Origin of the sequence: Serratia sp. 2880STDY5682894 (assembly GCF_001537385.1) — a bacterium.
In the GTDB taxonomy this organism is placed as follows: domain Bacteria; phylum Pseudomonadota; class Gammaproteobacteria; order Enterobacterales; family Enterobacteriaceae; genus Serratia; species Serratia nevei.
Genome location: NZ_FCJA01000002.1, coordinates 168206 through 194630, shown reverse-complemented (window position 1 = coordinate 194630; position 26425 = coordinate 168206). Strand labels below are relative to the sequence as shown.

The following is a 26425-nucleotide window of genomic DNA, read 5'->3' as shown; positions in this document are numbered from 1 at the left end:
TTAGCGGTCCACATCTGACATTACAAAATCGATACTACCCAGATAGACGATCAGGTCGGAAACCAGGCTGCCACGGATGACCGATGGGATCTGCTGCAGGTGCGCAAAGCTCGGCGTACGTACCCGGGTGCGGTAGCTCATGGTGCTGCCGTCGCTGGTCAGGTAGTAGCTGTTGATCCCTTTGGTGGCTTCAATCATCTGGAATGATTCGTTGGCTGGCATCACCGGGCCCCAGGAAACCTGCAGGAAGTGGGTGATCAGCGTTTCAATATGCTGCAGCGTGCGCTCTTTCGGCGGCGGCGTGGTCAGCGGGTGATCGGCCTTGAACGGGCCTTCCGGCATGTTGTTCAGGCACTGTTCGAGAATGCGCAGGCTCTGGCGCAGCTCTTCCACCTTTAGCATCACGCGGGTGTAGCAGTCGCTGGTGCCGTCGCCGACCGGCACTTCGAAGTCGAAGTTCTCGTAGCCGGAGTACGGACGCCATTTACGCACGTCGAACTCGACGCCGGTGGCACGCAGGCCGGCGCCGGTCACGCCCCACTCCAGCGCTTCTTTGGCGTTGTAAGACGCTACGCCGATGGAACGGCCTTTCAGGATGCTGTTCTTCAGCGCCGCTTTCACGTAGGAGTCCAGACGCTTCGGCATCCAGTCGAGGAATTCACGCAGCAGGCGATCCCAGCCGCGCGGCAGATCGTGCGCGACGCCGCCGATGCGGAACCAGGCCGGGTGCATACGGAAACCGGTGATCGCTTCCACCAGATCGTAGATTTTCTGACGGTCGGTAAAGGCGAAGAACACCGGGGTCATCGCGCCGACGTCCTGAATGAAGGTGGAGATGTACAGCAGGTGGCTGTTGATGCGGAACAGCTCGGACAGCATCACGCGGATGGTGTCGACGCGCTCAGGCACCTTGATGCCGGCCAGCTTCTCGACCGCCAGCACATAAGGCATTTCGTTCACGCAGCCGCCGAGGTACTCGATACGGTCGGTGTACGGAATGTAGCTGTGCCAGGATTGACGCTCGCCCATCTTCTCGGCGCCGCGGTGGTGATAGCCGATATCCGGTACGCAGTCGACGATCTCTTCGCCGTCCAGCTGCAGAATGATGCGGAACGCACCGTGCGCGGACGGGTGGTTCGGGCCGAGGTTGAGGAACATGAAGTCTTCGTTCTCGGTACCGCGCTTCATGCCCCAGTCTTCCGGCTTGAAGGTCAGCGCTTCCATCTCCAGATCTTCTTTCTGCTTGGTCAGCACGAAAGGATCGAATTCGGTGGCGCGTGCCGGGTAGTCCTTGCGCAGCGGGTGCCCTTCCCAGGTCTGCGGCATCATGATGCGCGACAGGTGCGGGTGGCCGTCGAAGGTGATGCCGAACATTTCCCAGGTTTCGCGCTCGTACCAGTTGGCGTTCGGGAACACCTTGGTCGCCGTCGGCACGTGCAGGTCTTTTTCAGACAGCGCCACCTTCAGCATGATGTCGCGGTTGCGTTCGATGGAAATCAGATGGTAGAAAACGGAGAAATCCGCAGCGGGCAGGCCGTCGCGGTGGGTGCGAAGACGTTCGTCCACGCCATGCAGATCGAACAGCATGACATACGGCTTCGGCTGTTTTCTCAGGAACGTCATTACTTCCAGCAACTGGTCAGGTTTAACCCATACCACGGGCATGCCGGTACGGGTGGCCTGAACAGTAAAGGCTTCCGGCCCAAAACGGTTGCGCAGTTCGCCGATCACCGGGTCGTCAAGGTGATCTCGGGTCTGCCAGGCAGGCAAGGCGTCGTGCGTCGTCAAATCTGTCATAATTTTTTTCACCACACTAAAGGGTTATTCGCCGCAAGTTTCACTTTTCGCTGTGTTAACCAATAGCGCACTAAGATGGACGTTAAATGAACGTCTTAAATCTCGTCAGGCGTCCGGAGGTTGGTCACCGCGATGCGCTCGCCGTGTTTACGCTCTCTTTCAGACTGCATATTGGCGCGGTAAACGCCCTGATCGCCGACAACCCACGACAGCGGGCGACGTTCTTTGCCGATGGATTCCTGCAGCAGCATCAGCGCTTGCATGTAGGCTTCCGGACGCGGCGGGCAGCCGGGAATGTACACGTCGACCGGCAGGAACTTGTCCACGCCCTGCACCACGGAATAGATGTCGTACATGCCGCCGGAGTTGGCGCAGGCGCCCATCGAGATCACCCACTTAGGCTCCAGCATCTGCTCGTACAGGCGTTGGATGACCGGGGCCATCTTGGTGAAACAGGTACCGGCCACCACCATCAGGTCAGCCTGACGCGGGGAGGCGCGCAGTACTTCCGCACCGAAACGCGCCACGTCGTGAACGGCGGTAAACGACGTCACCATCTCCACGTAACAGCACGAAAGGCCGAAGTTATACGGCCAAATAGAGTTTTTACGCCCCCAGTTCACCATGTCATGCAGCGCATGTTCGAGTTTACCCATGTAAACCGTGCGGTGGACCTGTTGTTCCAGGGGATCGGCGACGATCTCCTGTTTTTGCAGGGGATAACGGTCGTTCTCACCGTTCGGGTCTATGCGGGTGAGCGTATAGTCCATCTTAATGCCTCGCTGTTACTGCGGATGACTGTTGGTGTTAGTGATCGTGCTCGGTTTGCTGCGGCGTTGGGAACGCGCCGGAGTCCAATCCAACGCGCCGATGCGCACCAGATAAACCAGACCGGCCAATAGCACCAAAATGAAAATGGCGGCTTCGATAAAGCCTACCCAACCGCTCTCGCGAACCGAGACCGACCAGGCATACAGGTATAAGGCTTCAACGTCGAAAATAACGAAGAACATGGCCACCAGGTAGAACTTGGCGGACAAGCGCATGCGCGCCGTACCGACCGAGTCGATGCCTGATTCAAACGGGGTGTGTTTGGCGCGCGCCCGGGCTCTCCCGCCCAAGAAGAACGCACCCAGCAGCATTAAGCCGCAAAGCCCGATAGCCACGACGAGAAATACGGCGAGCGCCCAGTGATGAGCGATAACTTCAGTGGTTGTTGACATACTCTATGCTTACTCATCAAAAGTGGCGTCGATCGCGCTGCTCTTGTCACCGGCAGTTAGTGCGCCACATCGATTTAAGGGAAGGATAAATAACCACACAAACAAACTGCTTTTACAGCGAGTTAGGCAGCGTTTTTCTGTGGGCTTTTTACTCCTTTCTATAACCTTTTGTCAACTTTGACAAAAGTATCTACACACTAGTTTACATACGTATCATTTGATTAACATTTGATGCGCCAGGGGCTGGCTAAATCGTGTCAGTTAATTTTTGTGTAGAAACAGATAGATATAAACCAACGTGCACATTTCAGTTTTACTATACCATTGTCTCAGGAATTCCCTGTTCTTCCACTCACTACCTAGGGGTATTTTTTTGATCCAGGACACGTTTTCAGCATAAATCCTCAAAAAAAGTGTGGCCCTTTAACAATTTTCCTCAAATTAAGCCGCAAAAACGGCCGCTATAAGCTAACAAAATAACCCTGCTATTACCATGCCTTTAACCCATTCAATCTTATTGCTCAAAAAACGAACTCAGCGTCTTAAACCCGGCCAAACTCTCTTTTCAGTAACGCTTAAAAGTTAATAAAACAGCCAACTCATAACAAAATCGTCATTAAATCCCTATAACAGTAAAAATCGCCAAAAAAAGGGCAAAAAAAACCTCCGCCGAAGCAGAGGTTTTCATCAGATCTAACGCCGCGGCGTTATTCTTCTTCGTCCACCAGGCTGGCGTCATCCTGATCGCCCTGGAGACCGGCTTCCGCGCCGTTGAAGCCATAACCGTCATTGCCGCCCTGCATTGCGCTGAAGATGGCCATCGCCAGCTCATTGCTGCACTGCGCGTTTTTGCACAGCGCATACTGGGTATCCGGCAGCGGCGGCAAACCTTCCACCGCCCCCAGCACCCGCAGATCGGGGCTCATCATCTCGATCGGCCGCGCGGTCACGCCCAGGCCGGCCTTACAGGCCGCCCGCACTGCGGACAGCGTGGAAGCGACATAGGCGATTCGCCAAGGGATACCGGCTTCGTCCAGCTGCTTGATCGCCAGCGCGCGGAACGGGCTTGGCTCATCCATCACCACCAACGGGATCGGTTCGCCCGCCTGATAGTGGTAATCGGCGGCGCAGTACCACAGCGTCGGCGATGTGCGCAGCACGATATGCGGATGTCCGGCCGGATCGGCCGTGGTCACCGCCAGATCGATCTCGCCCTCTTCCAGCAGATCGACCATCGTCGTGCTGCGCTTTACGCGCACGTCAATGGCCAGCTTCGGATAGATGGCGGTCACGCGGTTCAACAGGAAAGGCAGAATGGTATCGGCGGTGTCGTCGGAAGCGCCGATGGTCAGAACACCTTTAATATTGTTGTACATCAGCGAGGTACAGGCTTCGTCGTTAAAGCGCAGGATCTTCCTGGCATAACCGAGAAGCTGAATACCATGCTCAGTCAGGAGTTTGTTACGCCCATGGCGGGCAAACAGTTCTTTGCCGACCAGTTGCTCTAATCGCTGCATTTGTTGACTGACGGCTGATTGAGTACGGCATACGGCAACCGCCGCCGCCGCAAAGGTATTCAAATCAGCAACCGCAACAAAGGTTCTTAGCAGATCGAGGTCGAGATTAAGTATCGGACGATTTGCAGTTGTCATAGTGTATTCTTCACTTTTTTAAATTCTAATTTACGAACTACTACCCTTGTGTGTTTCTCAGACGCCGTTGAAAAGGACGGAGCCTGTTATGACAGTACCCCACTCATAAGTGGAGGGCAAAAAAATTACTTATGATTCGTTACCTCTATCGCTTTTTAAAATGCGATCTATCGATGGTGCTTATAGAACGCGGGGGACTGAATACCGGTGAAAAGGGAAAACCCCCACCGAACCTGAGATTTTACTCATTCATACTGCCTAATTTCCACTCCATTCGTGCTACTGAGAACCCTTATCAACCGGCGTTCAGACTGCATTACAGAGCAAAAAAGATAAATAATTAACGCTACCGACTTCGTGTTACCACTCAATGAATTTAATAAATTCAATCAGTAAGATTTTTGCTTTAAATAATAATCCTATAACCACATAAACAATGCTTAAGGTAAAATATAAAGTAAAGCTAATGTAAATATGTCATTTTTCTTAGTGTGGTGCGCTAACTGACCCCCCGCTATCAGACAACTCCGGTATTATCGTTCCTTTACAGTTTATTGAAGCCTATTCTCCCTTTCGGCTTATCAGTTCACTGCTGCCAGCCACGATCGCCGGCACGTCGCGTTTATCGAGGCGGGATTTTACAGAACAAAACCCTAGTAAAATTATAGTTCATGAAATTATGAACCACAAAATAACTTTACCTTTGCTTATCATAACTAAAATCCCCCGTTACGACATGCATTTGCACCAAAGGCGTGCAAAACCCTTCAAAAGCAACTACGCCAGGAGTACATTGGGCGGGTTGCGGCGTCCCACGGTAGGAGCGCCCCTATCCCAGCAAAAGGCTCAACTTTTTATGTCCCCCATTGAGAAATCCAGCAAACTGGACAACGTCTGCTATGACATTCGCGGCCCGGTGCTTAAAGAAGCTAAACGTCTTGAAGAAGAAGGCAATAAAGTCCTGAAACTGAACATCGGCAACCCTGCCCCGTTCGGTTTCGACGCCCCGGACGAAATCCTGGTCGACGTGATCCGCAATCTGCCCACGGCGCAAGGCTACTCCGATTCCAAAGGCCTCTTCTCGGCGCGTAAAGCGATCATGCAGCACTACCAGGCGCGCAACATGCGTGACGTGACCGTTGAGGATATCTACATTGGCAACGGCGTCTCGGAGCTGATCGTCCAATCCATGCAGGCGCTGCTCAACAGCGGCGACGAAATGCTGGTGCCGGCGCCGGACTACCCGCTGTGGACCGCTGCGGTATCGCTTTCCGGCGGTAAGGCCGTGCACTACCTGTGCGATGAGCAGGCCGGCTGGTTCCCGGATCTGGACGACATCATCAGCAAGATCACCCCGCGCACCCGCGGCATCGTGATCATCAACCCGAACAACCCGACCGGCGCGGTTTACAGCAAAGCGCTGCTGGAACAGATCGTCGAGATCGCCCGTCAACACAACCTGATCATCTTCGCCGACGAGATCTACGACAAGATCCTGTATGACGAAGCCGAGCACCATTCGATCGCCGCGCTGGCGCCGGATCTGCTGACCGTGACCTTCAACGGCCTGTCGAAAACCTACCGCGTGGCGGGCTTCCGCCAGGGCTGGATGGTGCTGAACGGGCCGAAGAAACACGCCAAAGGCTATATCGAAGGGCTGGAGATGCTGGCTTCGATGCGCCTGTGCGCCAACGTGCCGATGCAACACGCCATTCAAACCGCGCTGGGCGGTTATCAGAGCATCAGCGAATTCATTCAGCCTGGCGGCCGCCTGTACGAACAACGCAATCGCACCTGGGAACTGCTCAACGACATCCCGGGCGTCTCTTGCGTGAAGCCACAGGGCGCGCTGTATATGTTCCCGCGCATCGACGCCAAGCGCTTCAACATCCACGACGACCAGAAGCTGGTGCTTGACCTGCTGCTGCAGGAAAAAGTGCTGCTGGTGCAGGGCACCGCGTTCAACTGGCCTTACCCGGATCACGTGCGTATCGTCACCCTGCCGCGCGTAGATGAACTGGAAATGGCGGTCGGCAAGCTGGGCCGCTTCCTGGAAGGTTACCACCAGTAATCGCCTGGGGCGCAGCGCCTTGCTGCGCCCTTCTCTCATTGCCCGGTTGCAAAATTCGCCGTCACTGCTTCACAATGGGGCCCTCACTTGCCGTTAAAGAGAGCACCATGAGCCAGAGCCATTTCTTCGCCCATCTGTCCCGCCTGAAACTGATCAACCGCTGGCCGCTGATGCGCAACGTGCGTACCGAGAACGTCTCCGAACACAGTCTGCAGGTGGCCTTTGTCGCCCACGCGTTGGCGGTGATCAAGAACCGCAAATTCAACGGCAACCTCAACGCCGACCGCGTTGCGCTGCTGGCGATGTACCACGACGCCAGCGAAGTGATCACCGGCGACATGCCGACGCCGATCAAGTACTACAATCCGCAGATCGCCCATGAATACAAGAAGATCGAAAAGATCGCCCAGCAAAAGCTGCTGGACATGATCCCCGCGGAGCTGCGCAACGATTTCCGCACCATTCTCGATGAGCACTACTACAGCGAAGATGAAAAGCAGGTAGTGAAGCAGGCAGACGCGCTGTGCGCCTACCTGAAATGCCTGGAGGAACTCTCTGCCGGCAACAACGAATTCACCCTGGCCAAGGCGCGGCTGGATAAAACCCTGGAACAGCGCCGCAGCCCGGAAATGGACTACTTCATGGACGTGTTCATTCCCAGCTTCAGCCTGTCATTGGACGAAATCAGCCTCGACAGTTCGCTGTAACCCCGCCGGCGCAGCCTCGCTGCGCCGTTAAAAGCCGTAGAGCCACGGCACCACAATCACGCTGACCACCATCACCAGCAGAGTGAACGGCACGCCGAGACGCACGAAATCGCCGAACTTGTAATTGCCCGGCCCCAGCACCAACGTGTTGACCGGTGAAGAGACCGGCGTCATAAAGGCGGCGGACGCGGCGATGGCGATAATCATCGCAAATGGGTATGGCGAGACGCCCATTTCGCGCGCGGCGGCGATGGCGATCGGCGCCATCAGCACCGCCGTCGCGGTGTTGGAAATAAACAGGCCGATGGTGGCGCACAAGACGAACAGGCACAGCAGCATCACGCGCGGCCCCGCGCCGCCGGCGACGTCCATCAGCCCGCTGACGATCAGATCCACCCCGCCGGTCTTTTGCAGCGCCTGCGCAAACGGCATCATCCCGACGATCAAAATAATGCTCGGCCAGTGGATCGATTTATAGGCGCTTTCCATATCGATACAGCGGAACTTACCCATCAGCAGGCAAGCGATCAGCGCCGCGATCGGATTGGGGATTTCGTCGGTCAACATCATTGCCACCATCAACGCCAGGCAAAACAGCGCGTGCGGCGCCTGCGTGATCGCCGGCGCCACTTCGTCCACCTCAGCCGGCAGGTTGAGCACGATAAAGTCGTGGGTTTTGGCCTGCAGCTGACGGATCGCCTTCCAGTCACCGATCACCAGCAAAATGTCGCCCAGCTCCAGCGGCTCGTCCACCAGCTTGCCGCCCAGCGTCTCGCCGTGGCGGCGGATGCCCACCACGTTGAGATCGTAGCGGCTGCGGAACGCCGCTTCGCGCAGGCTTTTGCCCAGCAGCGCCGAGTCCGGGATCAGCGACACTTCCGCCATGCCGACGTTGCGCGACTGTTCAGAGAAGTAATCGCCGCGCAGCACCATCGGCTCCAGCCGCTGCTCGCCGCAGAATTCGCGCAGATCGACCTGGCTGTCCGACATGTCGATCAAAAGAACGTCGCCCTCGCGCAGCTCGGTGCTGCCAGAGGCGCTGACCATCACCCGCCGGAAGCGTTTCCAGCGCTCGATACCCACCACGTTGGCGCCATAACGCGCACGCAGGTGCAGTTCATCCAGCGAACGCCCGATCAGCGGCGAAGCGCTGCGGACAGCCAGCCGCCGCGCGCGACCGGTCAGCTTGTAGTCGCGGATCAAATCGCGGAAGGTACGGCGCTGCCAGTCATCGCCGGCTTTGCCCGTTTCACCGCTGCCCAGCCAACGCCGGGCGATCAGCATGTAACCGACGCCCAGCGCCAGCACCACCAGGCCAATGGGCGTCACGCTGAAGAAACCGAAACCATGGATGCCTTCTCGCACCAGCTCGCTGTTGACCACCATGTTGGGCGGCGTGGCCACCAGCGTCATCATGCCGCTGATAAGCCCGGCGAAGCTGAGCGGCATCATCAGCCGCCCCGGCGCGATCTTCATTCTGGCCGTCACGCTGAGCACCACCGGGATAAAGATCGCCACCACGCCGGTCGAGCTCATGAACGCCCCCAGCCCGGCGACCGTCACCATCAGCAGCATCAACATTTTGGTTTCGCTGCTGCCGGCCACTTTCACCAGCCAGTCCCCCACCTGATAGGCCACGCCGGTGCGCACCAGCCCTTCGCCGATCACGAACAGCGCCGCGATCAAAATCACGTTGGGATCGCTGAAACCGACCGTCGCCTCCTGCAGGCTGAGCGTGCCGCTCAGCACGAAGGCGATGATCACCAACAGGGCCACCACGTCCATGCGCAGCTTGTTGGTGGTAAACAGCACGATGGCAATCAGCAGTAAACTCAGCACCCACAGTAATTCGCTGTTCAAAACGGCCTCATCCGGCAAATGTCCAAGGGTCTAAAAAATAGCATAAAAAAACCCCGCCGAAGCGGGGTCTAATCAATTAGGGTGAAGATAATGCCGCTCAGGCCAGCCGACGAACGATCGCGCCCTGCGCCGTTTTATCGACGGCGATCTGCGCCAGCGAATCCAGCCGCAGGTCGACCTGCTCCAGCTTCGGCGCATCCGCCGGCGCGTTGACCGCAATCACCTGGCAGCCCGCCGCCAGGCCGGAGAGAATGCCGGCCGGCGCGTCTTCAACCACCACGCACTCGTGCGGCGCAAGCCCCAGGCGCTCGGCGCCCAGCAGATAGGCGTCGGGCTGTGGCTTACCGTGTTTAACCTGCTCGGCGGTGATGAACACCTCCGGCTGCGGCAAACCGCCGGCCTGGCGGCGAGCGCCGGCCACCGGCACCGAACCGGAGGTGACGATCGCCCAAGGGATACCGAGCGCGTTCAGGCGCTCCAGCAGCGCAATCGCGCCCGGCAGCGCGCGAACGCCGTCGGTATCCTGCGCTTCGGCCTGCTCCAGCAACTCGAACTCGCGCTGAATTTCCGCTTCGCTTTCGCCCGGCATAAAGTGGCGCAGAGAAGTAATGGCCTGTTTACCGTGAATGAAATCCAGCACCGCTTGCGGGTTGACACCGCGGCGCTCGGCCCAGTGCGTCCAGGCGCGCTCTACCGCCGGCAATGAATCCACCAGGGTGCCATCAAGATCGAACAGAAAACCCTTACACTCCACAGAAAACCTCTTCTTAATCAAGCATTGATGATTTGCGCTATCTCAACGGCGCTCAGGTGATACTGGCGCGGACAGGCCAGCCAGATCGCCAGCATACGCTGGTATTTTTCCCACATTTTGGTCTGGGCGTTGAAACCGTGGCTGCCGGAATCGAAGTGAGTATAACGCCCCTCGGTGCTGACCAGGAAACGCACGTAGCTCAGGTAGCGCGCTTCGGTGGCGGCGTCGAAGCCGAGAAACGCCAGGCGGCGCTCGTCCAGATCCTGCTTCTCTTTCAGGTTGCCCCAGGAAACCTGCAGCGCATGGTGCATCTCCATCACGTTGATGATGGTGCGGCACACCTCTTCGCTCAGTTCGCCGAAGTCGCGATCCAGTTCGCGCATTTGCAACCCGAAGCCGCGTTCGACGATGGTTTGCAGCCGGCGATAACGGTCGCCGTTGTCCGGGTCGAGCAGGGTCATCATCTTGTACTGGTTCGACAGGATCAGCCGCTGGGCGTTGGTCATTTCCATCAGGATTTCCTCATTTCTGTGTGATGGCGGGAGCATCGCACAGCGCAAGAACGCAGGAAATCACAACTCGACCGTTCTTTGATTTAAACCGGGGTTATTGGCGCTTTGACGAAAAAGGCCGCATCAACGCTGCCTTTTCTCAGTTACAGATCGTCGAGGAAGGTTTTGTCCAGCTGCTTAAAAGCACGTTTGAGCAGATCGGCCAACGTCTGATAGGTCGGCGTGCCTTCGAGCGGCGCGACCGCCTGCCCGGCTTCCGTCAGCTTGTTGCGCACCTCATGGAACCATTGCAGCAGCGTCGGCGGCAGCGGCGTGACCGAACGGCGCCCCAGCCACCACAGTCCCTGCATCGGCAGGCTGCAGGCGAACAGCGCGGTAGCGATCGCCGGGCCGAGCTGACCGCCAAGCGCGATCTGCCAGGTCAGCGTGAAAATCGCCAACGGCGGCATGAAACGGATAGCGAAACGGGTGGCACGCGCAACGCGGTTCTCCGGAAAGACCGGTGCCAGACGTTTGTCCGACGGCCAGGTTTTCATATAATGCTGCCCGCGCTGGAAGACCTGAAACCAGCTTACGGAACCGGACGGTTTGCTCGTCATTGCGTACCTCAACGTCACGTAAAGAAACTAAAAGCGTGCTGCCAGAGACCATACTAAAAAATTTGAAGCTTTAAATTTATTTTGTGTTTGCACCGGGCTATCGGTATCCTAAGCCGGCCTTGTGGCCGGTAGAAGATGACGCAAATTTTGTCAACTTTTAGCCCTATAAAAATCAAGATTATTTAAACCGCAGAGAAATCATCGGTTTTTCCATCATCCTGTGATTTGTGCACTTCACATGATGTTAATCATAAATGTCATCGGCACTATGCGCTACGCTTGTTGTCTGATTGACGATTAATTCACCACGTGTTTTCGATTTTCTTTTAACAACACGACTATTTAAGTAGGTACTTCCATGTCGAGTAAGCTAGTACTGGTTCTTAACTGCGGCAGTTCTTCTCTGAAATTCGCCATCATCGATGCCGTTAACGGCGACGAATTCCTCTCCGGTTTGGCCGAGTGTTTCCACCTGCCTGAAGCTCGCATCAAGTGGAAAATGGACGGCGCCAAACACGAAGCTGCCCTGGGGGCCGGCGCTGCACACAGCGAAGCGCTGAACTTCATTGTTAATACTATTCTGGCACAAAAACCAGAGCTTTCTGCGCAGCTGACCGCTATCGGCCACCGCATCGTGCACGGCGGCGAGAAGTTTACCGCTTCCGCCGTGATCAACGACGAAGTTCTGCAGGGTATCAAAGATTCCGTGCCGTTTGCACCACTGCACAACCCGGCTCACCTGATCGGCATCGCGGAAGCGCTGAAATCCTTCCCTAACCTGGCCGACAAGAACGTTGCCGTGTTCGACACCGCGTTCCACCAGACCATGCCGGAAGAATCTTACCTGTACGCCCTGCCGTACAGCCTGTACCGCGACCACGGCGTTCGCCGCTACGGCGCACACGGCACCAGCCACTTCTACGTGACTCAGGAAGCCGCGAAGATGCTGAACAAGCCGGTAGAAGAAGTGAACGTGATCACTTGCCACCTGGGCAACGGCGGTTCCGTTACCGCAGTGCGCAACGGCCAGTGCGTTGACACCTCCATGGGTCTGACCCCGCTGGAAGGCCTGGTGATGGGCACCCGCAGCGGTGACATCGATCCGGCTATCATCTTCCACCTGCACGATTCTCTGGGCATGAGCGTTGACCAGATCAACAAGATGCTGACCAAAGAATCCGGCCTGCTGGGCCTGACCGAAGTCACCAGCGACTGCCGTTACGTTGAAGACAACTACGACAGCAAAGCCGACGCCAAACGCGCCATGGACGTGTTCTGCCACCGTCTGGCCAAATACATCGGCGCATACAGCGCCCTGATGGAAGGCCGTCTGGACGCGGTGATCTTCACCGGCGGCATCGGCGAGAACGCCGGCATGGTGCGTGAGCTGACCCTGAACAAACTGGGCCTGCTGGGCTTCGAAATCGACCACGACCGCAACATGGCCGCTCGCTTCGGCAAATCCGGCGCCATCACCAAAGACGGCAGCCGCCTGGCGCTGGTGATCCCGACCAACGAAGAGTTGGTCATCGCGCAGGACGCATCCCGCCTGACCGCGTAATGCTCTCAAAACACCGTCAGCCCAGGCTGACGGTGTTGTTTTAGCCTCATGTTAATCGTGAAGAGGACTATTCTGTGTCACGTACTATTATGTTGATCCCCACCGGCACCAGCGTCGGCCTGACCAGCGTCAGCCTGGGTGTCATCCGCTCCATGGAGCAAAAAGGCGTTCGTCTGAGCGTGTTCAAGCCTATCGCTCAACCGCGCACCGGCGACAACGCGCTCGACCAGACCACCACCATCATCCGCAGCAGCAACTCCACCATTACGGCGGCCGAACCGCTGCGCATGGACTACGTTGAGGGCCTGCTGAGCTCCAACCAGCAAGACGTGCTGATGGAAGAGATCGTGGCGCGCTACCACGAGAACACCAAAGACGCGGAAGTGGTGCTGATCGAAGGCCTGGTGCCGACCCGCAAGCATCAGTTCGCCAACGCGCTGAACTACGAGATCGCCAAAACCCTGAACGCCGAGATCGTCTTCGTGCTGGCGCTGGGCAACGACTCGCCGGCGCAGCTGAAAGAGCGCATCGAACTGGCGCGCACCAGCTTCGGCGGCAGCAAGAACAAAAACATCACCGGCGTAATCATCAACAAGCTGAACGCACCGGTCGACGATCAGGGCCGCACCCGTCCTGACCTGTCCGAAATCTTCGACGACTCCACCAAAGCCAGCATCGCCCACGTCGATCCTGCGCAGCTGTTCGCCAACAGCCCGCTGCCGGTTCTGGGCTGCGTGCCGTGGAGCTTCGATCTGATCGCCACCCGTGCCATCGACATGGCTCGCCACCTGAAGGCCCGCGTGGTCAACGAAGGCGACATCATGACTCGCCGCGTGAAGTCCGTGACCTTCTGTGCGCGCAGCATCCCGCACATGCTGGAACACTTCCGCCCGGGCTCTCTGCTGGTGACCTCCGCAGACCGTCCTGACGTGCTGGTCTCCGCCTGCCTGGCGGCGATGAACGGCGTGGAAATCGGCGCCATCCTGCTGACCGGCGGCTACGCCATCGACGAGCCGATCAAGAAGCTGTGCGAACGCGCCTTCCAGACCGGCCTGCCGGTGTTCATGGTCGACACCAACACCTGGCAGACCTCGCTGAGCCTGCAGAGCTTCAACCTCGAAGTGCCGGCGGACGACCACCAGCGCATCGAGAAAGTGCAGAACTACGTGGCCAGCCACATCAACACCGAGTGGATCGACTCGCTGACCGCCACCTCCGAACGTTCACGCCGTCTGTCTCCACCGGCGTTCCGTTACGAGCTGACCGAGCTGGCGCGTAAAGCCGGCAAACGCATCGTGCTGCCGGAAGGCGACGAGCCGCGCACCGTGAAAGCGGCAGCCATCTGCGCCGAACGCGGCATCGCGGAATGCGTGTTGCTCGGCAACCCGGACGAGATCCAGCGCGTCGCGGCAGCGCAAGGCGTTGAGCTGGGCAAAGGCATCGAAATCGTCGATCCGGTCGCCGTACGTGAAAACTACGTGCCGCGTCTGGTTGAGCTGCGCAAGAGCAAAGGCATGACCGAAGTGGTCGCGCGCGAGCAGCTGGAAGACAACGTGGTGCTCGGCACCCTGATGCTGGAACAAGGCGAAGTCGACGGTCTGGTCTCCGGCGCGGTTCACACCACCGCCAACACCATCCGTCCGCCGTTGCAGCTGATCAAAACCGCGCCGGGCAGCTCGCTGGTGTCCTCCGTGTTCTTCATGCTGCTGCCTGACCAGGTACTGGTCTACGGCGACTGCGCGATCAACCCGGATCCGACCGCCGAGCAGCTGTCTGAGATCGCCATCCAGTCTGCGGATTCCGCCGCGGCCTTCGGCATCGAGCCTCGCGTAGCGATGATCTCCTACTCCACCGGCAACTCCGGTGCGGGCAGCGACGTCGAGAAAGTGCGCGAAGCGACCCGTCTGGCGCAGGAAAAACGCCCGGACCTGATCATCGACGGCCCGCTGCAGTACGACGCCGCCATCATGGCCGACGTTGCCAAGTCCAAGGCGCCGAACTCACCGGTAGCCGGCCAGGCGACCGTGTTCATCTTCCCGGATCTGAACACCGGCAACACCACCTACAAAGCGGTACAGCGTTCCGCTGACCTGGTCTCCATCGGGCCGATGCTGCAAGGCATGCGCAAGCCGGTGAACGACCTGTCGCGCGGTGCACTGGTTGACGATATCGTCTACACCGTTGCGCTGACGGCGATCCAGTCTTCCCAGGCTGACGCTGCCGCCAAGGCGTAATAAACCGTTAAAAAAAGCCAGTCAGGTAATCCTGACTGGCTTTTTTATGCCTGATATTCTTGGTGATTATGCTGTTTTAGACAATACCCGCCAAATCCGCTGCACCCACCATCATCGCCAGGCGTTGACGCCCCGTGCAGAAAAATCAATGGTAGGCATGATGGGTGTTTGGCTGTTCGTGGCATAGAAAAATGCCGAATTCGTAAAGGAATACACCTTGCCGGAAAAATTGATGGTGATGCGGTTACCCTCACCACGGATAGTTGCATCAGCCCGATCCGCCGTCAAGATTGGCGCACTTTGCCCCAGCACTTTGATAGGGTCCCCATCCAGGCTTCTGTTCAAATAGTAACGATACACATCCGTGTCGGTAGCCCCCGCATTCTGGTACTCGGTGATGTAGAGCCAAATATCGTCGGTCAACTGCTTTTTGCTATAGAGCTTATCGTCATAAGTATCGCGGGTGGCATACCAGTACCCCGCCAATCCGACGACAATAACCAACAAAATTGCCGTCAGCAGCCGATGAGCCCATTTAGTAACCATGCCGATTTGCATAATCAATTCCTTGCTTGATCCAATATTGATCCTGAGGGTCATCACCATACGGCGGGCGTTGATACCAATGACTCCATTCTGGCCGCGATGTTCCTGCCCGTGACTGAGCAAATCCAGCGCCCATCAACAAAATATCTGCGGGAATTCCAGCCGCAGTACCGGTTGCACCATAATTGAAATTACCAAAGTTAGCCAATGCGCGATTTTGCTGCTTGTAATCCCAAGGGCCCCGATTTTTTACCTGATGGTAGAACCAATAGTAAGTACCAGGCAACGCCATGTTGCGTGGTTGCCCCTGCCTGCGCGCCTCACGCAAGTTTCTGGCAAGAACAGTAAAACCGCCTGGCGGCAGTAATGGAATCACGGCCATAATCTCCTCCTTGAGAGCCGAATGTAATTTATGGTGCAGAAACCCAACGGCACTCTCTCAAGCGTTATGCCTATCACTTCGCTTCACACACATTGCCGTCCTTGTCATTTCATTCATCCCTCTTTGGCTTTATTACTCCGCGCTGGCAATAACCTGCAAAATCTGGCCGTCGCTGATTTTCAGCGAGAAACTACGCTGCCAGAAACGTTTGGAATCTGCATCCTGAGGATCCACGGTACTGATTGCCACGGTGTATGGCACATTGCTCTCAAATGCCTTGAACGAGTATGGGATACATTGGCCGGGCGTAATCGTCTCAACGGGATTCAGTGGTAGAGTGCTCCTGCGCCAGAGTTCATGCGTTTGGCTATCCAACCGTTGTTCAATAGCGATACTGACCAGACTGACCCTGCCACTCTGTGTTGGGTAGGTTTGTGGTAAAGAGAAACAGAGATCATTTCCCCGCAGCGTAATATCCGCAGCGTAAAAACGTTGCTTTTCAAGGATACAGCCACTGAGCAACATCATCATGATGAGGGTATAGAAAGAGCGGGATAGCGTGATCTCGCCTAGCGTCAGCCTTCTGAACGAGCCTCTTGTTGTTATCATCATTCACTCCATGAATATAACTTATTGTATTTATTGGACTATTTTTATTATCTCTTTTTACCCTAGCATTGGCCATCTATTATCCATTAAAAACAAAAAGCCCCTTAAGGGGCTTCTCAGTTGATAACGTGTGAGTCATAACTCAGATACTGGTCAGGAAGGTATGTGCTTTATCCAGAGCACCAGACCTCATTCGTTACAGCAGTTGTTATTGACTCGAGAACTGTTTTTGCAGCAGCTGCCCGGCAGCCTCCAGAATATGCTCGGCGGTCAGACCGTACTCCTGCTGTAGAAATGCCTGGGTGCCCACCTGGCCGTAACGCTCCTTCACCCCCACGCGCCGCATTGGCGTCGGGCACTCTTCCGCCAGCACCTCCGCCACCGCCGATCCCAGCCCATTATGAATGCTGTGATTTTCACAGGTGACGATGCGCCCGGTTTTGGCCGCATAGGTTTTGATCAGTTCACGGTCGATAGGCTTGAGGGTGAACATATCGATCACCGCCGCGCTGACGCCCTGCTGCGCCAGCATCTGCGCCGCCTTCAGCGCCTCCGCCACCATGATGCCATTGGCAATCAGCGTAATGTCGTCTCCGTCGCGCAGCAGGTTGCCCTTGCCGATGGTAAAGCGCGAGCCCTCCTGGTAGATGCGCGTCGCCTGCTTGCGAATGGTGCGCACCCAGTAGAAGCCGCGCAGATCCATCAGCTGGCGCAGAATATCGGCGAACATGGTGGCGTCGGTTACCTCCAGCACCACCGAATGCGCCAGCCCGCGCACGATGCCCATATCCTCGAACGACATGTGGGTGCCGCCGTTGTGGCAGGCGCTCACCCCGGCGTCGGAGGCGATTACCTTGACGTTGTTGCGCTGATAATCCAGCGACATGAACAGCTGATCGAAACAGCGGCGGCTGGCGAAGGCGGTAAAGGTATGCACGAACGGCACCCGGCCGGTGAGCGACAGCCCGGCGGCGACGCCGATCACGTTGGCCTCCATGATGCCGCAGTTGATCACGTGCTGCGGGTGATCCTTGTGCACGCCATCCATCGCCATCGAGCTCATCAGATCCGCCTCCAGCGCGATGATCGGCGCGCCCGCCTCAATCTGCCGACGCACCGCGCCGGCGTAGACTTTGCGCATTTCGACGGCGTCGTTTTCCAACTGCGTCACTACGTTAAACATGGGCGGCCTCCAGTTCGGCGATGGCTTTTTCGATTTCCTGCTGCACGTCCGGCGTCAGGCGCAGGTGGTGAGAGTTCGACAGGTTTTCCAGATAGGCCACGCCCTGCCCTTTGATGCTGTCGAGCACGATCGCCAGCGGCCGCTGTTCGCCGCCGCGCGCCGGCGCCACCGCCGCCAGCAGCGCCGCGATGTCATCGCCCTTGATGGTCTGCACCTTAAAACCGAAGGCGCGGAACTTGGCGGCCAGATCGAACGGTTGGATCACCTCGTCCAGCGCGCCGTCCAGCTGTTGCTTGTTGTAATCGATGAACAGCGTCAGGTTGTTCAGATTGTGGTGGGCGATAAACTGGAACGCCTCCCAGCACTGCCCTTCGTTCAGTTCCCCGTCACCGAGGATGCTGAACACCCGATTGCGGCGCCCCGCCAGCCGATGGGACAACGCCATGCCGGCGGCGATCGATACGCCCTGCCCCAGCGAGCCGGTGGTGGCGTCCACGCCGCGCGTGCGCAGCCGGTCCGGGTGGCTCGGCAGACGCGTGCCGTTCTGGTTGAGGGTCTTCAGCTCCGCCAGCGGGAAGTAGCCCTTGATCGCCAGCGTGCTGTACAGCGCCGGGCCGGCGTGCCCTTTCGACAGCACGAAGTCATCGCGCTCCGGCCAGTCCGGATCCGCCGGATCGATGCGCATCACGCTGCCATACAGCACCGCCAGCGTCTCCACCACCGACATGCAGCCGCCGTAGTGGCCGAAGCCCAGCCCGGTCAGCGCTTTCAGCGTTTCCAGGCGGATCGCCCGCGCCAGGGTATGCAGCTCTTCAATTTCCGTTTCGCTCGTTGTGTAGTTCATCAGTCTGCCCTCGTTATTTCTCGACGCGGTCAGCGGCCGGCGCGCCTTTGCGTTTTCCCAGGAAGTTATGCGCCACCAGCAGCGCGAACACGGCGACGATCGCCAGCATGATCATCTCCTTCGACATAAAGCGCGCCATATTGCCCAGCAGGATGCCGATCGCGCCGAAGTCGGCGTCGGAGAAGGTGGTGTTGGCAAAGCCCAGCGCCCCCAGCACCGGTAGCAGCAATACCGGCAGGAAGGTGATCAGCAGCCCGTTGGCGAAGGCGCCCAGCATCGCGCCGCGCCGCCCGCCGGTGGCGTTGCCGAACACCCCGGCGGTAGCGCCAGTGAAGAAGTGCGGCACCACGCCGGGCAGGATCAATACCATCTTCAGCTGCCCCAGCAGGAACAGCCCGGCCAATCCGCCAAGGAAGCTGAACAGGAAGCCGATCAGCACCGCGTTGGGGGCATAGGGATAGACCACCGGGCAATCCAGCGCCGGCCGCGCATTCGGCACCAGCTTTTCCGAGAAGCCGGTGAACGCCGGCACGATTTCCGCCAGAATCAAACGCACGCCCTGCAGGATGATGAACACCCCGGCGGCGAAGGTGATGGCCTGAATGATCGAATACACCAGGTAGTTCTGGCCGCCGCTGAGCTCGCTTTCCACATAGGCCCGCCCGGCGCAGATCGCCAGGATCAGGTAGATGACGATCATGGTCATCGAGATCGAAATGGAGCTGTCGCGCAGGAAGCTGAGGTTTTTCGGCAGGTTCATCTCCTCGGTCGAGCGCGAGTTTTTGCCCACCTTCGAACCGATCCAGCCGGACAGCACGTAGCCCAGGGTGCCGAAGTGGCCGAAGGCGATATCGTCATTGCCGGTGATGCGGCGCATATAGCGCTGGGCGATCGCCGGGAAGAACGCCATCACCAGCCCCAGGGTCAGCGCGCCGGTAAACACCAGCTGCACGCCCTCGAAGCCCGCCACCGTTAGGATGATGCCGATCATGCAGGCCATGTAGAAGGTGTGGTGGCCGGTCAGGAAGATGTATTTCAGCCGGGTGAAGCGCGCCACCACGATATTCGCCACCATGCCGAACGCCATGATCAGCGCGGTGGAGGCGCCGTATTTCTCCAGCGCGATGGAGACAATGGCTTCGTTATTCGGAATGATGCCCTGAATATTGAACGCGTGTTCGAACATGCCGCCCAGCGGATTGAGCGATCCGACCAATACCGTGGCGCCGCCGCCCAAAACGATAAAGCCGAGAATGGTTTTTACCGTGCCTTTTACCACGTCGGAAAACGATTTCTTTTGCGCCAGCAAACCGATCAGCGCAATAAGCCCGACCAATACCGAAGGCACCTTTAATATATCCACCACAAACTTAAGCGTTTCCTGGATAAACATATCCACCTCGCCAATCGTTTTATTCAGATGATTGAGTGGGCTTCGAAGTAAGCGCGCAGCTTGGCTTCCAGCTCATTAATGTCGATGATGTTGCTGATCACCACCAGCTGCTCGGCCGGTACGCTGGCGCTGTCGGCGATGTCTTTCGCCATCACGAACACGTCGGCGGCGCCGGGGGTGGCGGACGACAGATCGGAGTGTTCGACCTCGGCCTCCACGCCCATCTTTTTCAGCACCTTTTTAATGTTCATTTCCACCATAAAACTGCTGCCGAGACCGGAACCGCAAATCGCCATGATTTTCATAATATCCACCTGTTGAATTTAGCGTGTAGGGTAGCGCCGCCGGTCATATTCCCGGCGTTGTTAGCATTAATAGTGTTCCTGGTGATTAAGCGTTAATAGCGGGCGATAATATCCTCGATTTGCCGTTTATCTTTGGCGTAAAATAACGCCTCCATGGCCTGATTGTCTGAAAATAATTCCGCCAGTTGCGAAATCAATTCGATGTGGCTGTCGCCGTCGGGCGCCGAAAGCATCACCACCACCTGAACCGGATCGTTATCCGCGGAATGAAAGTTCACCCCCTGATGGATCTTCAACAGCGATAATCCCAACGCGTTGGCGCCCTCTTCGGGCCGGGCGTGCGGCATGGCGATGCCCGGCGCCAGGACAAAGTAAGGCCCGAGCTTCTCCTGCTGATGAAAGATGGCCGTCAGGTAATTCGGCGTGATCACGCCGTCTTGCAGCAGCGGCTGCGCGCTCAGCGTTACCGCCTGGCGCCAGTCCTCCACCCGTTCGCACAGCTGTATATGATCGGCGGTCAGCCACTCTTTCAGCACGTTACCCTCCTAAAGGTTGATGGTTTCGGCCGGTGATTAATTCACCGACGACGGTAAAACTTTAATCAACCCCACCCGGCCACACAGTGATGGATATCACAAAGATAGCGCTACCAAAGCGCTATCATGCAGATCTGTGATAGCGCTATCAAAACGCCGCGCCGCGGCATGGCGTTAACCACAATTTTTTCTCGCTCTTTCGGGTAACGGGGTAGAATGTGCCGCATACGGGGGATCGTCGAAGCCGCGCCGTCGGCTTCCCATCCTCACCATTTTTATGCGCCGCGCGCGCATTTCAGTCGGGATTAGGCATGTCGATCGGTAAAAAACGACGCAGCACGGGCAGGGTGACGTTGGCTGACGTAGCGCAGCTGGCGGGCGTCGGCACCATGACGGTGTCGCGCGCGCTGCGCACGCCGGAGCAGGTTTCAGACAAACTGCGCGAGAAGATTGAAGCCGCGGTGAGCGAACTGGGGTATCTGCCCAACCTGGCCGCCAGTTCGCTGGCGTCGGCCTCGTCCTACACCATTGCCATGGTGGTGCCCAGCCTGTCCGAATCCGGCTGCGCCGAGATGTTCGCCGGCCTGCAGAAAGTGCTGCAGCCGGCCGGTTATCACATCATGCTGGCGGAGTCGCAGCATCACCTCGAACGCGAAGAGAAATTGCTGGAGACCCTGCTCTCTTACAACCTGGCGGCGGCGGTGCTGCTCAGCGTCGAGCATTCGCAAAACGCCCGCAACGCGCTGATCGCCGCCAACATTCCGGTGGTGGAGATCGGCGCCGTGCGCGCCGATCCGATCGACATGAGCATCGGCATCGACTACGTGGCGGCCATGTATCAGCTGACGCAAACGGTGATCGCCAGCGGCTATCAGAACATCGGGCTGCTGTGCGCCAATCAGGAACAGTGGATCTTCCAGCAGCACCTGCAGGGCTGGCACAAGGCGCTGCTGCGCAACCATATGTCGCCGCATCGGGTGATCAACGCCGCACAGCCCGCCAGCTTCAGCACCGGCGCGCAGCAGCTGCCGGAATTCCTGCTGGCCTGGCCGGAGCTGGACGCGCTGGTGTGCGCCTCGGACGAACTGGCCGGCGGCGCGCTGTATGAATGCCAACGGCGGCGCATCAAGGTGCCGGACAATCTGGCGGTGGTGGGGTTCGGCAACAGCGAGTTCAGCCGGGTCTGCCAACCGCCGCTGACCACCATGACCATTCCGCATCGCGACATCGGCATTCAGGCCGGCCAGGCGCTGCTGGCGCGCCTGAACGAGCAACCCTGGCAGCCGGCAGGCTCCCTGCCCGCCACGCTGTGCCGCCGCGACAGCTGCTGAATCCGCGCCATAAAAAAAGCCGGTCGATGACCGGCTTTCTCACGCGTTGGCGTCTCAGTGGTTGTCGAGCGGCTTACCGTAATCCTGTTCGTTGTTGCGCGTCAGCCACAGCGACAGCGCCTTCAGCGAATCCGGGGTAAACTCGTCGCAGCGCGCGGTGATCTCTTCCGGCGTCAACCAGCACACCTCGGCCACTTCTTCTTCCTGCAGCGCGAACGGGCCGTGCGAAACGCAGCTGAACAGCGCGCCCCACACCCGGCACTGCTCTTCTTCGAAGTAGAACAGACCGTGTTCGGCGAAAGGCACACCGGCAATGCCCAGCTCTTCTTCCGCCTCGCGGCGCGCCGAATCCAGCACGTTTTCACCGCTTTGCACTACGCCACCCGCCGTTGCGTCCAACCAGCCCGGGTAGAAGTCCTTGATCTCGGTGCGACGCTGCACCAGAATTTTTCCCATCCCATCATGCACCACAATATAGGTAGCACGATGGCGCAGCCGCTCCGCCCGCATCTGTTGACGACTGGATTGCGCGATCACCTCGTTTTGCTCGTCGACGATATCAACCCATTCGGTATCTGCAGCCTGACCCTGTTCCGCCATCCTCTAAAACCTTCTATTTTGGCGCGATGCATCCCGCGCGCTGGTTAATCAATGAGTGTTTTTCAAAGATTTTTATTGTGTGTGTATAAATTAGTGCGTTTAGCGTGTTAACGCCACTTCCGCGACGACCTTGCCGTCGTCGAGCGTCAGCACGCGCAAAGTGCCCCGATCCAACATGCCGTAGCTGGCCGGAAAGCCCCCTTTGGGAATGCTGACCGAGCCCGGATTGAAGCAATAGATCTCACCCTGCCGCTCCGCCTGCGGCAGATGCGTATGGCCGTAGGCCAGGACGTCACCGCGGGATAACGGCGGCAGTGCCGAGGGATGATAAAGGTGACCGTGGGTCAAAAACAATCGTCTTTTTTGCAGTAAAACCTGTTGCCAGGGCGCCTCGATGGGAAACGTCAGCAGCATCTGATCGACCTCGCTGTCGCAATTGCCGCGAACGGCGATGATCTTGTCGCTATAGCGATTCAATCGTTCGGCAACCTGAGCGGGCTGATACCCGGCCGGCAGCGCGTTGCGCGGGCCGTGATTCAGCAAATCACCCAGAAGAATCAACCAGTCGGCGCCATTTTGTGCGAACAATTCCAGCACGCGTTCGGTGGCCGGCAGCGAGCCGTGGATATCCGAGGCGAACATCAGCTTCATAACCTTGTCCTATAGAGGGAAATAAGCGCCATTTTACCGCGCCGGCGCCGTGCGGCAAACCGCCGTCCGCCCCGGTGGAGAATTGTGATCCAACCGCGCAGATAGCATCGGACGAATCCCACATAGCCTGCTATCCTTAGCTGCTATTGTTGGATCTCTGATATACCTTTGTGCGCGGCGAAGACCGCAGCAACGTGTAATGAATTACAGATCACCTTACCGCAGGAGGCAACATGATTGACCTGTATTACGCGCCTACTCCCAATGGTCACAAGATCACCTTGTTTTTGGAAGAGGTCGGCTTACCCTACCGTATCCATCGCGTAAACATCAGCGCCGGCGAGCAGTACAAACCGGACTTTCTGAGCATTTCTCCCAACAACAAAATCCCGGCGATCGTCGATCAGCAACCGGTGGACGGCGGCGCGCCAATCAGCCTGTTCGAGTCCGGGGAAATCCTGCTGTATCTGGCGGAGAAAACCGGCAAGCTGTTGAGCAAGGGCCTGCGCGAACGCGCCGCCACCCTGCAGTGGCTGTTCTGGCAGGTGGCCGGTTTCGGGCCGATGCTCGGGCAGAATCACCACTTCAACCACTACGCGCCGCAGCCGGTGCCTTACGCCATCGAGCGCTATCAGCTGGAGACCAAGCGGCTGTATGGCGTGCTGGAAGCCGAACTGCAAAAACACCCGTACCTGGGCGGCGACAACTACAGCATCGCCGATATCGCCACCTACCCGTGGGTGGTGTCGCATCCGCGCCAGCGCATCGATCTGGCGGATTACCCGGCGGTGCGCAACTGGTTCGAGCGCATCAGCAACCGCCCGGCGACCGAGCGCGCCTATAAGCTGGCTGAACAGGGCTAACCCCCGCTCCCCGACTCCCCGCCGCCGGGGAGTCACATCGCCCCTGCGTTATCATTTCCCTACTTTCCGTGTATTCTGAACGCCAATAATCAGACCTATGGAGAATCTCTGATGTCTTTCAGTCAACCCGACGCCGTTATTCGCATTAAAAATCTGCGGTTGCGCACGTTCATCGGTATCAAGGAAGAAGAAATCAACAACCGACAGGACGTCCTGATTAACGTGGTGATCCACTACCCGGCGGACAAAGCGCGCAACAGCGAAGACATCGCCGACGCGCTCAACTACCGCACCATCACCAAAGCGATCATCCGCCATGTGGAAGATAACCGTTTCGCGCTGCTGGAAAAATTAACGCAGGATGTGCTCGATATCGTAAAAGAACATGCCTGGGTGACCTATGCTGAAGTGGAGATAGATAAACTTCTGGCCCTGCGCTACGCCGATTCGGTCTCCATGACCATGAGCTACCGCCGGGACTAACTCAGGGAGGTCGACCATGCGGATCCTGATCACCGGCGCAACGGGATTGATAGGCAGCAGCCTGACGGCCAGGCTGCTGGCGCTTTCTCACCACATTACGGTGCTGACGCGAGACGAACGGCGAGCCCGGGCCAGGCTGGGCGACCAGCCGAGCTATTGGCAAACGCTGGACGACCGGCAGTCGCTGGATGACTTCGATGCGGTGATCAATTTGGCCGGCGAACCTATCGCCGACAAGCGCTGGAGCGCACAGCAGAAACAGCGGCTGTGCCATAGCCGCTGGGATCTGACCGAGCGGTTGGCGAAGCTTATCAAGGCCGGCAGCACGCCGCCCGGCGTGCTGATTTCCGGTTCCGCCGTCGGCTACTACGGCGACCAGGGGCAGGCGGTGGTCACCGAAGAGGAGCCGCCGCACGACGAATTCACCCACCAGCTGTGCCAACGCTGGGAAGCGCTGGCGCTGCAGGCGCAGAGCGACGCCACCCGGGTCTGCCTGCTGCGCACCGGCGTGGTGCTAGCGCCACAGGGCGGCGCGCTGGCTAAAATGCTGCCGCCGTTCCGCTTCGGGCTGGGCGGCCCGATCGGCGACGGTCGCCAATACCTGCCGTGGATCCATCTCGAAGACATGGTCAACGCCATTATTTATCTGCTGGATCACGCCACGCTGACCGGCCCGTTCAACATGGTCGCTCCCTACCCGGTGCATAACGAACAGTTCGCCGCCCAATTGGCCAACGTGCTCGATCGCCCGGCGTTTCTGCGGGTGCCGGCGTTCGTCATGCGTTTGTTGATGGGGGAAGCGGCGGTGCTGGTGCTCGGCGGCCAGCGGGCGGTGCCGAAGCGGCTGGAAGAGGCCGGCTTCCACTTCCGCTATCTGGAGCTGGAACAGGCGCTGGATGACGTGATTAATCAGCGGGCCGAAGCCCGCTGATCTGAAGTTACTTCAACGCGCCGGACAGGAACTGCTGCAGGCGCGGGCTTTTGGGGTTGCCGAACAGCTCGGCCGGCGGCCCCTGCTCTTCAATCAACCCTTTGTGCAGGAAGATCACGTGGTTGGAAACGTGGCGCGCAAACTCCATTTCGTGCGTCACCACCACCATGGTTTTCCCCTCCTCCGCCAGCTTCTGCATGATACGCAGCACCTCGCCCACCAGCTCGGGATCCAGCGCCGACGTCGGCTCGTCAAACAGCAGCACTTCCGGCTCCATCGCCAACGCGCGGGCGATAGAAACGCGCTGCTGCTGGCCGCCCGACAGGTGCACCGGGTATTTGCCGCGCGCCCGCTCATCGATGCCCACCTTATCCAGATAGCGAACCGCGCGCTCATGCGCTTCGGCCTTGCTCAGCCCCAGCACCTGCACCGGCGCCTCCATCACGTTCTCCAGCACCGTCATGTGGCTCCACAGATTGAAATGCTGGAACACCATGGTCAGGCGGGTGCGCAGCAGCTGCAGCTGCTTCTTGTCGAACACCTTCAGCTGGCCGTCTTTGTCGCGCACCATGCGAATGTCTTCGTTGTTCAGGCTGATCGAGCCTTCGCTCGGCTTCTCGAGGAAGTTGATGCAGCGCAGAAAGGTACTTTTGCCGGAGCCGGAGGAGCCGATGATGCTGATCACATCCCCGGCGTTGGCCGCCAGCGAGACCCCCTTCAGCACTTCGTGGTCGCCATAGCGTTTATGCAGTTCCGTGACGGCTAATTTATTCTCAGACATGGTTTTTCTTCCCGTCA

Annotated in this window: 27 protein-coding genes; 8 read left to right on the top strand and 19 right to left on the bottom strand. The window is 58.2% G+C overall.

Annotation, left to right across the window (positions count from 1 at the left end; genetic code table 11):
* The 4 genes from nuoC to lrhA form a co-directional block, all read right to left on the bottom strand.
* On the bottom strand, window positions 1-1797 hold the full coding sequence (gene nuoC, locus AWX27_RS05730) for an NADH-quinone oxidoreductase subunit C/D (RefSeq protein WP_004936036.1): 1797 nt from the start codon (window positions 1795-1797) through the stop codon (window positions 1-3).
* A 95-nt stretch (window positions 1798-1892) separates the two neighbouring features.
* Window positions 1893-2567, bottom strand: a complete 675-nt coding sequence (locus AWX27_RS05725) for a NuoB/complex I 20 kDa subunit family protein (RefSeq protein ID WP_004936039.1) — start codon at window positions 2565-2567, stop codon at window positions 1893-1895.
* A gap of 15 nt (window positions 2568-2582) precedes the next feature.
* Window positions 2583-3020: an NADH-quinone oxidoreductase subunit NuoA gene (gene nuoA / locus AWX27_RS05720; RefSeq protein WP_025303663.1), complete on the bottom strand. Its 438-nt coding sequence runs from the start codon at window positions 3018-3020 to the stop codon at window positions 2583-2585.
* Between the two features lie 707 nt (window positions 3021-3727).
* A complete protein-coding gene (lrhA, locus tag AWX27_RS05715) occupies window positions 3728-4672 on the bottom strand; it encodes a transcriptional regulator LrhA (protein ID WP_004936045.1) in 945 nt (314 codons plus the stop codon).
* An 856-nt stretch (window positions 4673-5528) separates the two neighbouring features.
* Between lrhA and AWX27_RS05710 the strand changes: the two genes are divergently transcribed.
* Window positions 5529-6743, top strand: a complete 1215-nt coding sequence (locus tag AWX27_RS05710) for a pyridoxal phosphate-dependent aminotransferase (protein ID WP_004936047.1) — start codon at window positions 5529-5531, stop codon at window positions 6741-6743.
* A gap of 107 nt (window positions 6744-6850) precedes the next feature.
* Complete coding sequence (yfbR, locus tag AWX27_RS05705) at window positions 6851-7450, top strand: 5'-deoxynucleotidase (protein ID WP_025303666.1); 600 nt, start codon at window positions 6851-6853, stop codon at window positions 7448-7450.
* Window positions 7451-7477: 27 nt separating this feature from the next.
* Here the strand turns inward: yfbR and AWX27_RS05700 are convergent, their stop codons facing one another.
* From AWX27_RS05700 to yfbV, 4 genes are all read right to left on the bottom strand, one after another.
* Entirely contained in the window at window positions 7478-9328 is a 1851-nt protein-coding gene (locus tag AWX27_RS05700; RefSeq protein WP_072265425.1) for an SLC13 family permease, read from the bottom strand.
* A 79-nt stretch (window positions 9329-9407) separates the two neighbouring features.
* Entirely contained in the window at window positions 9408-10064 is a 657-nt protein-coding gene (locus AWX27_RS05695) for a sugar phosphatase (protein ID WP_060420045.1), read from the bottom strand.
* Between the two features lie 17 nt (window positions 10065-10081).
* On the bottom strand, window positions 10082-10576 hold the full coding sequence (locus AWX27_RS05690; protein ID WP_016926898.1) for a YfbU family protein: 495 nt from the start codon (window positions 10574-10576) through the stop codon (window positions 10082-10084).
* A gap of 143 nt (window positions 10577-10719) precedes the next feature.
* Complete coding sequence (gene yfbV / locus AWX27_RS05685; RefSeq protein WP_004936061.1) at window positions 10720-11175, bottom strand: terminus macrodomain insulation protein YfbV; 456 nt, start codon at window positions 11173-11175, stop codon at window positions 10720-10722.
* Window positions 11176-11533: 358 nt separating this feature from the next.
* Between yfbV and ackA the strand changes: the two genes are divergently transcribed.
* Both ackA and pta read left to right on the top strand, forming a co-directional pair.
* The gene (gene ackA, locus AWX27_RS05680; RefSeq protein WP_055312511.1) at window positions 11534-12736 is read left to right on the top strand and encodes an acetate kinase; all 1203 of its coding nucleotides are present in this window, start codon (window positions 11534-11536) and stop codon (window positions 12734-12736) included.
* A 74-nt stretch (window positions 12737-12810) separates the two neighbouring features.
* The gene (gene pta, locus AWX27_RS05675) at window positions 12811-14970 is read left to right on the top strand and encodes a phosphate acetyltransferase (RefSeq protein WP_049203683.1); all 2160 of its coding nucleotides are present in this window, start codon (window positions 12811-12813) and stop codon (window positions 14968-14970) included.
* A 111-nt stretch (window positions 14971-15081) separates the two neighbouring features.
* Here the strand turns inward: pta and AWX27_RS05670 are convergent, their stop codons facing one another.
* From AWX27_RS05670 to AWX27_RS05640, 8 genes are all read right to left on the bottom strand, one after another.
* Window positions 15082-15528: a hypothetical protein gene (locus tag AWX27_RS05670; protein WP_072265426.1), complete on the bottom strand. Its 447-nt coding sequence runs from the start codon at window positions 15526-15528 to the stop codon at window positions 15082-15084.
* Complete coding sequence (locus AWX27_RS24385) at window positions 15506-15898, bottom strand: polymorphic toxin type 44 domain-containing protein (protein ID WP_072265427.1); 393 nt, start codon at window positions 15896-15898, stop codon at window positions 15506-15508. The genes AWX27_RS05670 and AWX27_RS24385 overlap by 23 nt, the downstream gene beginning before the upstream one ends.
* Before the next feature lie 132 nt (window positions 15899-16030).
* A complete protein-coding gene (locus AWX27_RS05665; RefSeq protein ID WP_230201003.1) occupies window positions 16031-16510 on the bottom strand; it encodes a putative T6SS immunity periplasmic lipoprotein in 480 nt (159 codons plus the stop codon).
* 205 nt (window positions 16511-16715) lie between these two features.
* Window positions 16716-17690 carry a transketolase family protein gene (locus tag AWX27_RS05660; RefSeq protein WP_060420040.1) on the bottom strand — a complete coding sequence of 325 codons (975 nt, stop codon included), beginning with the start codon at window positions 17688-17690 and terminating at the stop codon, window positions 16716-16718.
* Complete coding sequence (locus AWX27_RS05655) at window positions 17683-18534, bottom strand: transketolase (protein ID WP_060420036.1); 852 nt, start codon at window positions 18532-18534, stop codon at window positions 17683-17685. The genes AWX27_RS05660 and AWX27_RS05655 overlap by 8 nt, the downstream gene beginning before the upstream one ends.
* 13 nt (window positions 18535-18547) lie before the next feature.
* A complete protein-coding gene (locus AWX27_RS05650; RefSeq protein WP_004936074.1) occupies window positions 18548-19927 on the bottom strand; it encodes a PTS ascorbate transporter subunit IIC in 1380 nt (459 codons plus the stop codon).
* Window positions 19928-19950: 23 nt separating this feature from the next.
* The gene (locus AWX27_RS05645; protein WP_025303676.1) at window positions 19951-20232 is read right to left on the bottom strand and encodes a PTS sugar transporter subunit IIB; all 282 of its coding nucleotides are present in this window, start codon (window positions 20230-20232) and stop codon (window positions 19951-19953) included.
* Between the two features lie 92 nt (window positions 20233-20324).
* Entirely contained in the window at window positions 20325-20768 is a 444-nt protein-coding gene (locus AWX27_RS05640) for a PTS sugar transporter subunit IIA (protein ID WP_060420033.1), read from the bottom strand.
* 311 nt (window positions 20769-21079) lie between these two features.
* Here AWX27_RS05640 and AWX27_RS05635 point away from each other — a divergent pair, with 311 nt between their 5' ends.
* Window positions 21080-22099: a LacI family DNA-binding transcriptional regulator gene (locus AWX27_RS05635; protein WP_004936083.1), complete on the top strand. Its 1020-nt coding sequence runs from the start codon at window positions 21080-21082 to the stop codon at window positions 22097-22099.
* Window positions 22100-22153: 54 nt separating this feature from the next.
* On the opposite strand, the gene yfcD is transcribed toward AWX27_RS05635, so the two are convergent.
* Both yfcD and yfcE read right to left on the bottom strand, forming a co-directional pair.
* Window positions 22154-22699, bottom strand: coding sequence for an NUDIX hydrolase YfcD (gene yfcD / locus AWX27_RS05630; RefSeq protein ID WP_004936086.1), 546 nt, complete (start codon window positions 22697-22699; stop codon window positions 22154-22156).
* A gap of 99 nt (window positions 22700-22798) precedes the next feature.
* The gene (yfcE, locus tag AWX27_RS05625; protein WP_033635338.1) at window positions 22799-23350 is read right to left on the bottom strand and encodes a phosphodiesterase; all 552 of its coding nucleotides are present in this window, start codon (window positions 23348-23350) and stop codon (window positions 22799-22801) included.
* A gap of 233 nt (window positions 23351-23583) precedes the next feature.
* Here yfcE and yfcG point away from each other — a divergent pair, with 233 nt between their 5' ends.
* The 3 genes from yfcG to AWX27_RS05610 all read left to right on the top strand — a co-directional run bounded on the left by yfcG (window position 23584) and on the right by AWX27_RS05610 (window position 25627).
* Window positions 23584-24213 (top strand): GSH-dependent disulfide bond oxidoreductase, encoded by a 630-nt coding sequence (gene yfcG, locus AWX27_RS05620; protein ID WP_055317045.1) that lies wholly within the window; start codon window positions 23584-23586, stop codon window positions 24211-24213.
* A gap of 111 nt (window positions 24214-24324) precedes the next feature.
* Complete coding sequence (folX, locus tag AWX27_RS05615; RefSeq protein ID WP_025303682.1) at window positions 24325-24696, top strand: dihydroneopterin triphosphate 2'-epimerase; 372 nt, start codon at window positions 24325-24327, stop codon at window positions 24694-24696.
* A 16-nt stretch (window positions 24697-24712) separates the two neighbouring features.
* Window positions 24713-25627: a TIGR01777 family oxidoreductase gene (locus AWX27_RS05610; protein ID WP_060420031.1), complete on the top strand. Its 915-nt coding sequence runs from the start codon at window positions 24713-24715 to the stop codon at window positions 25625-25627.
* A 7-nt stretch (window positions 25628-25634) separates the two neighbouring features.
* On the opposite strand, the gene hisP is transcribed toward AWX27_RS05610, so the two are convergent.
* Window positions 25635-26408, bottom strand: a complete 774-nt coding sequence (gene hisP / locus AWX27_RS05605; RefSeq protein ID WP_038876434.1) for a histidine ABC transporter ATP-binding protein HisP — start codon at window positions 26406-26408, stop codon at window positions 25635-25637.
* Window positions 26409-26425 lie beyond the last annotated feature (17 nt).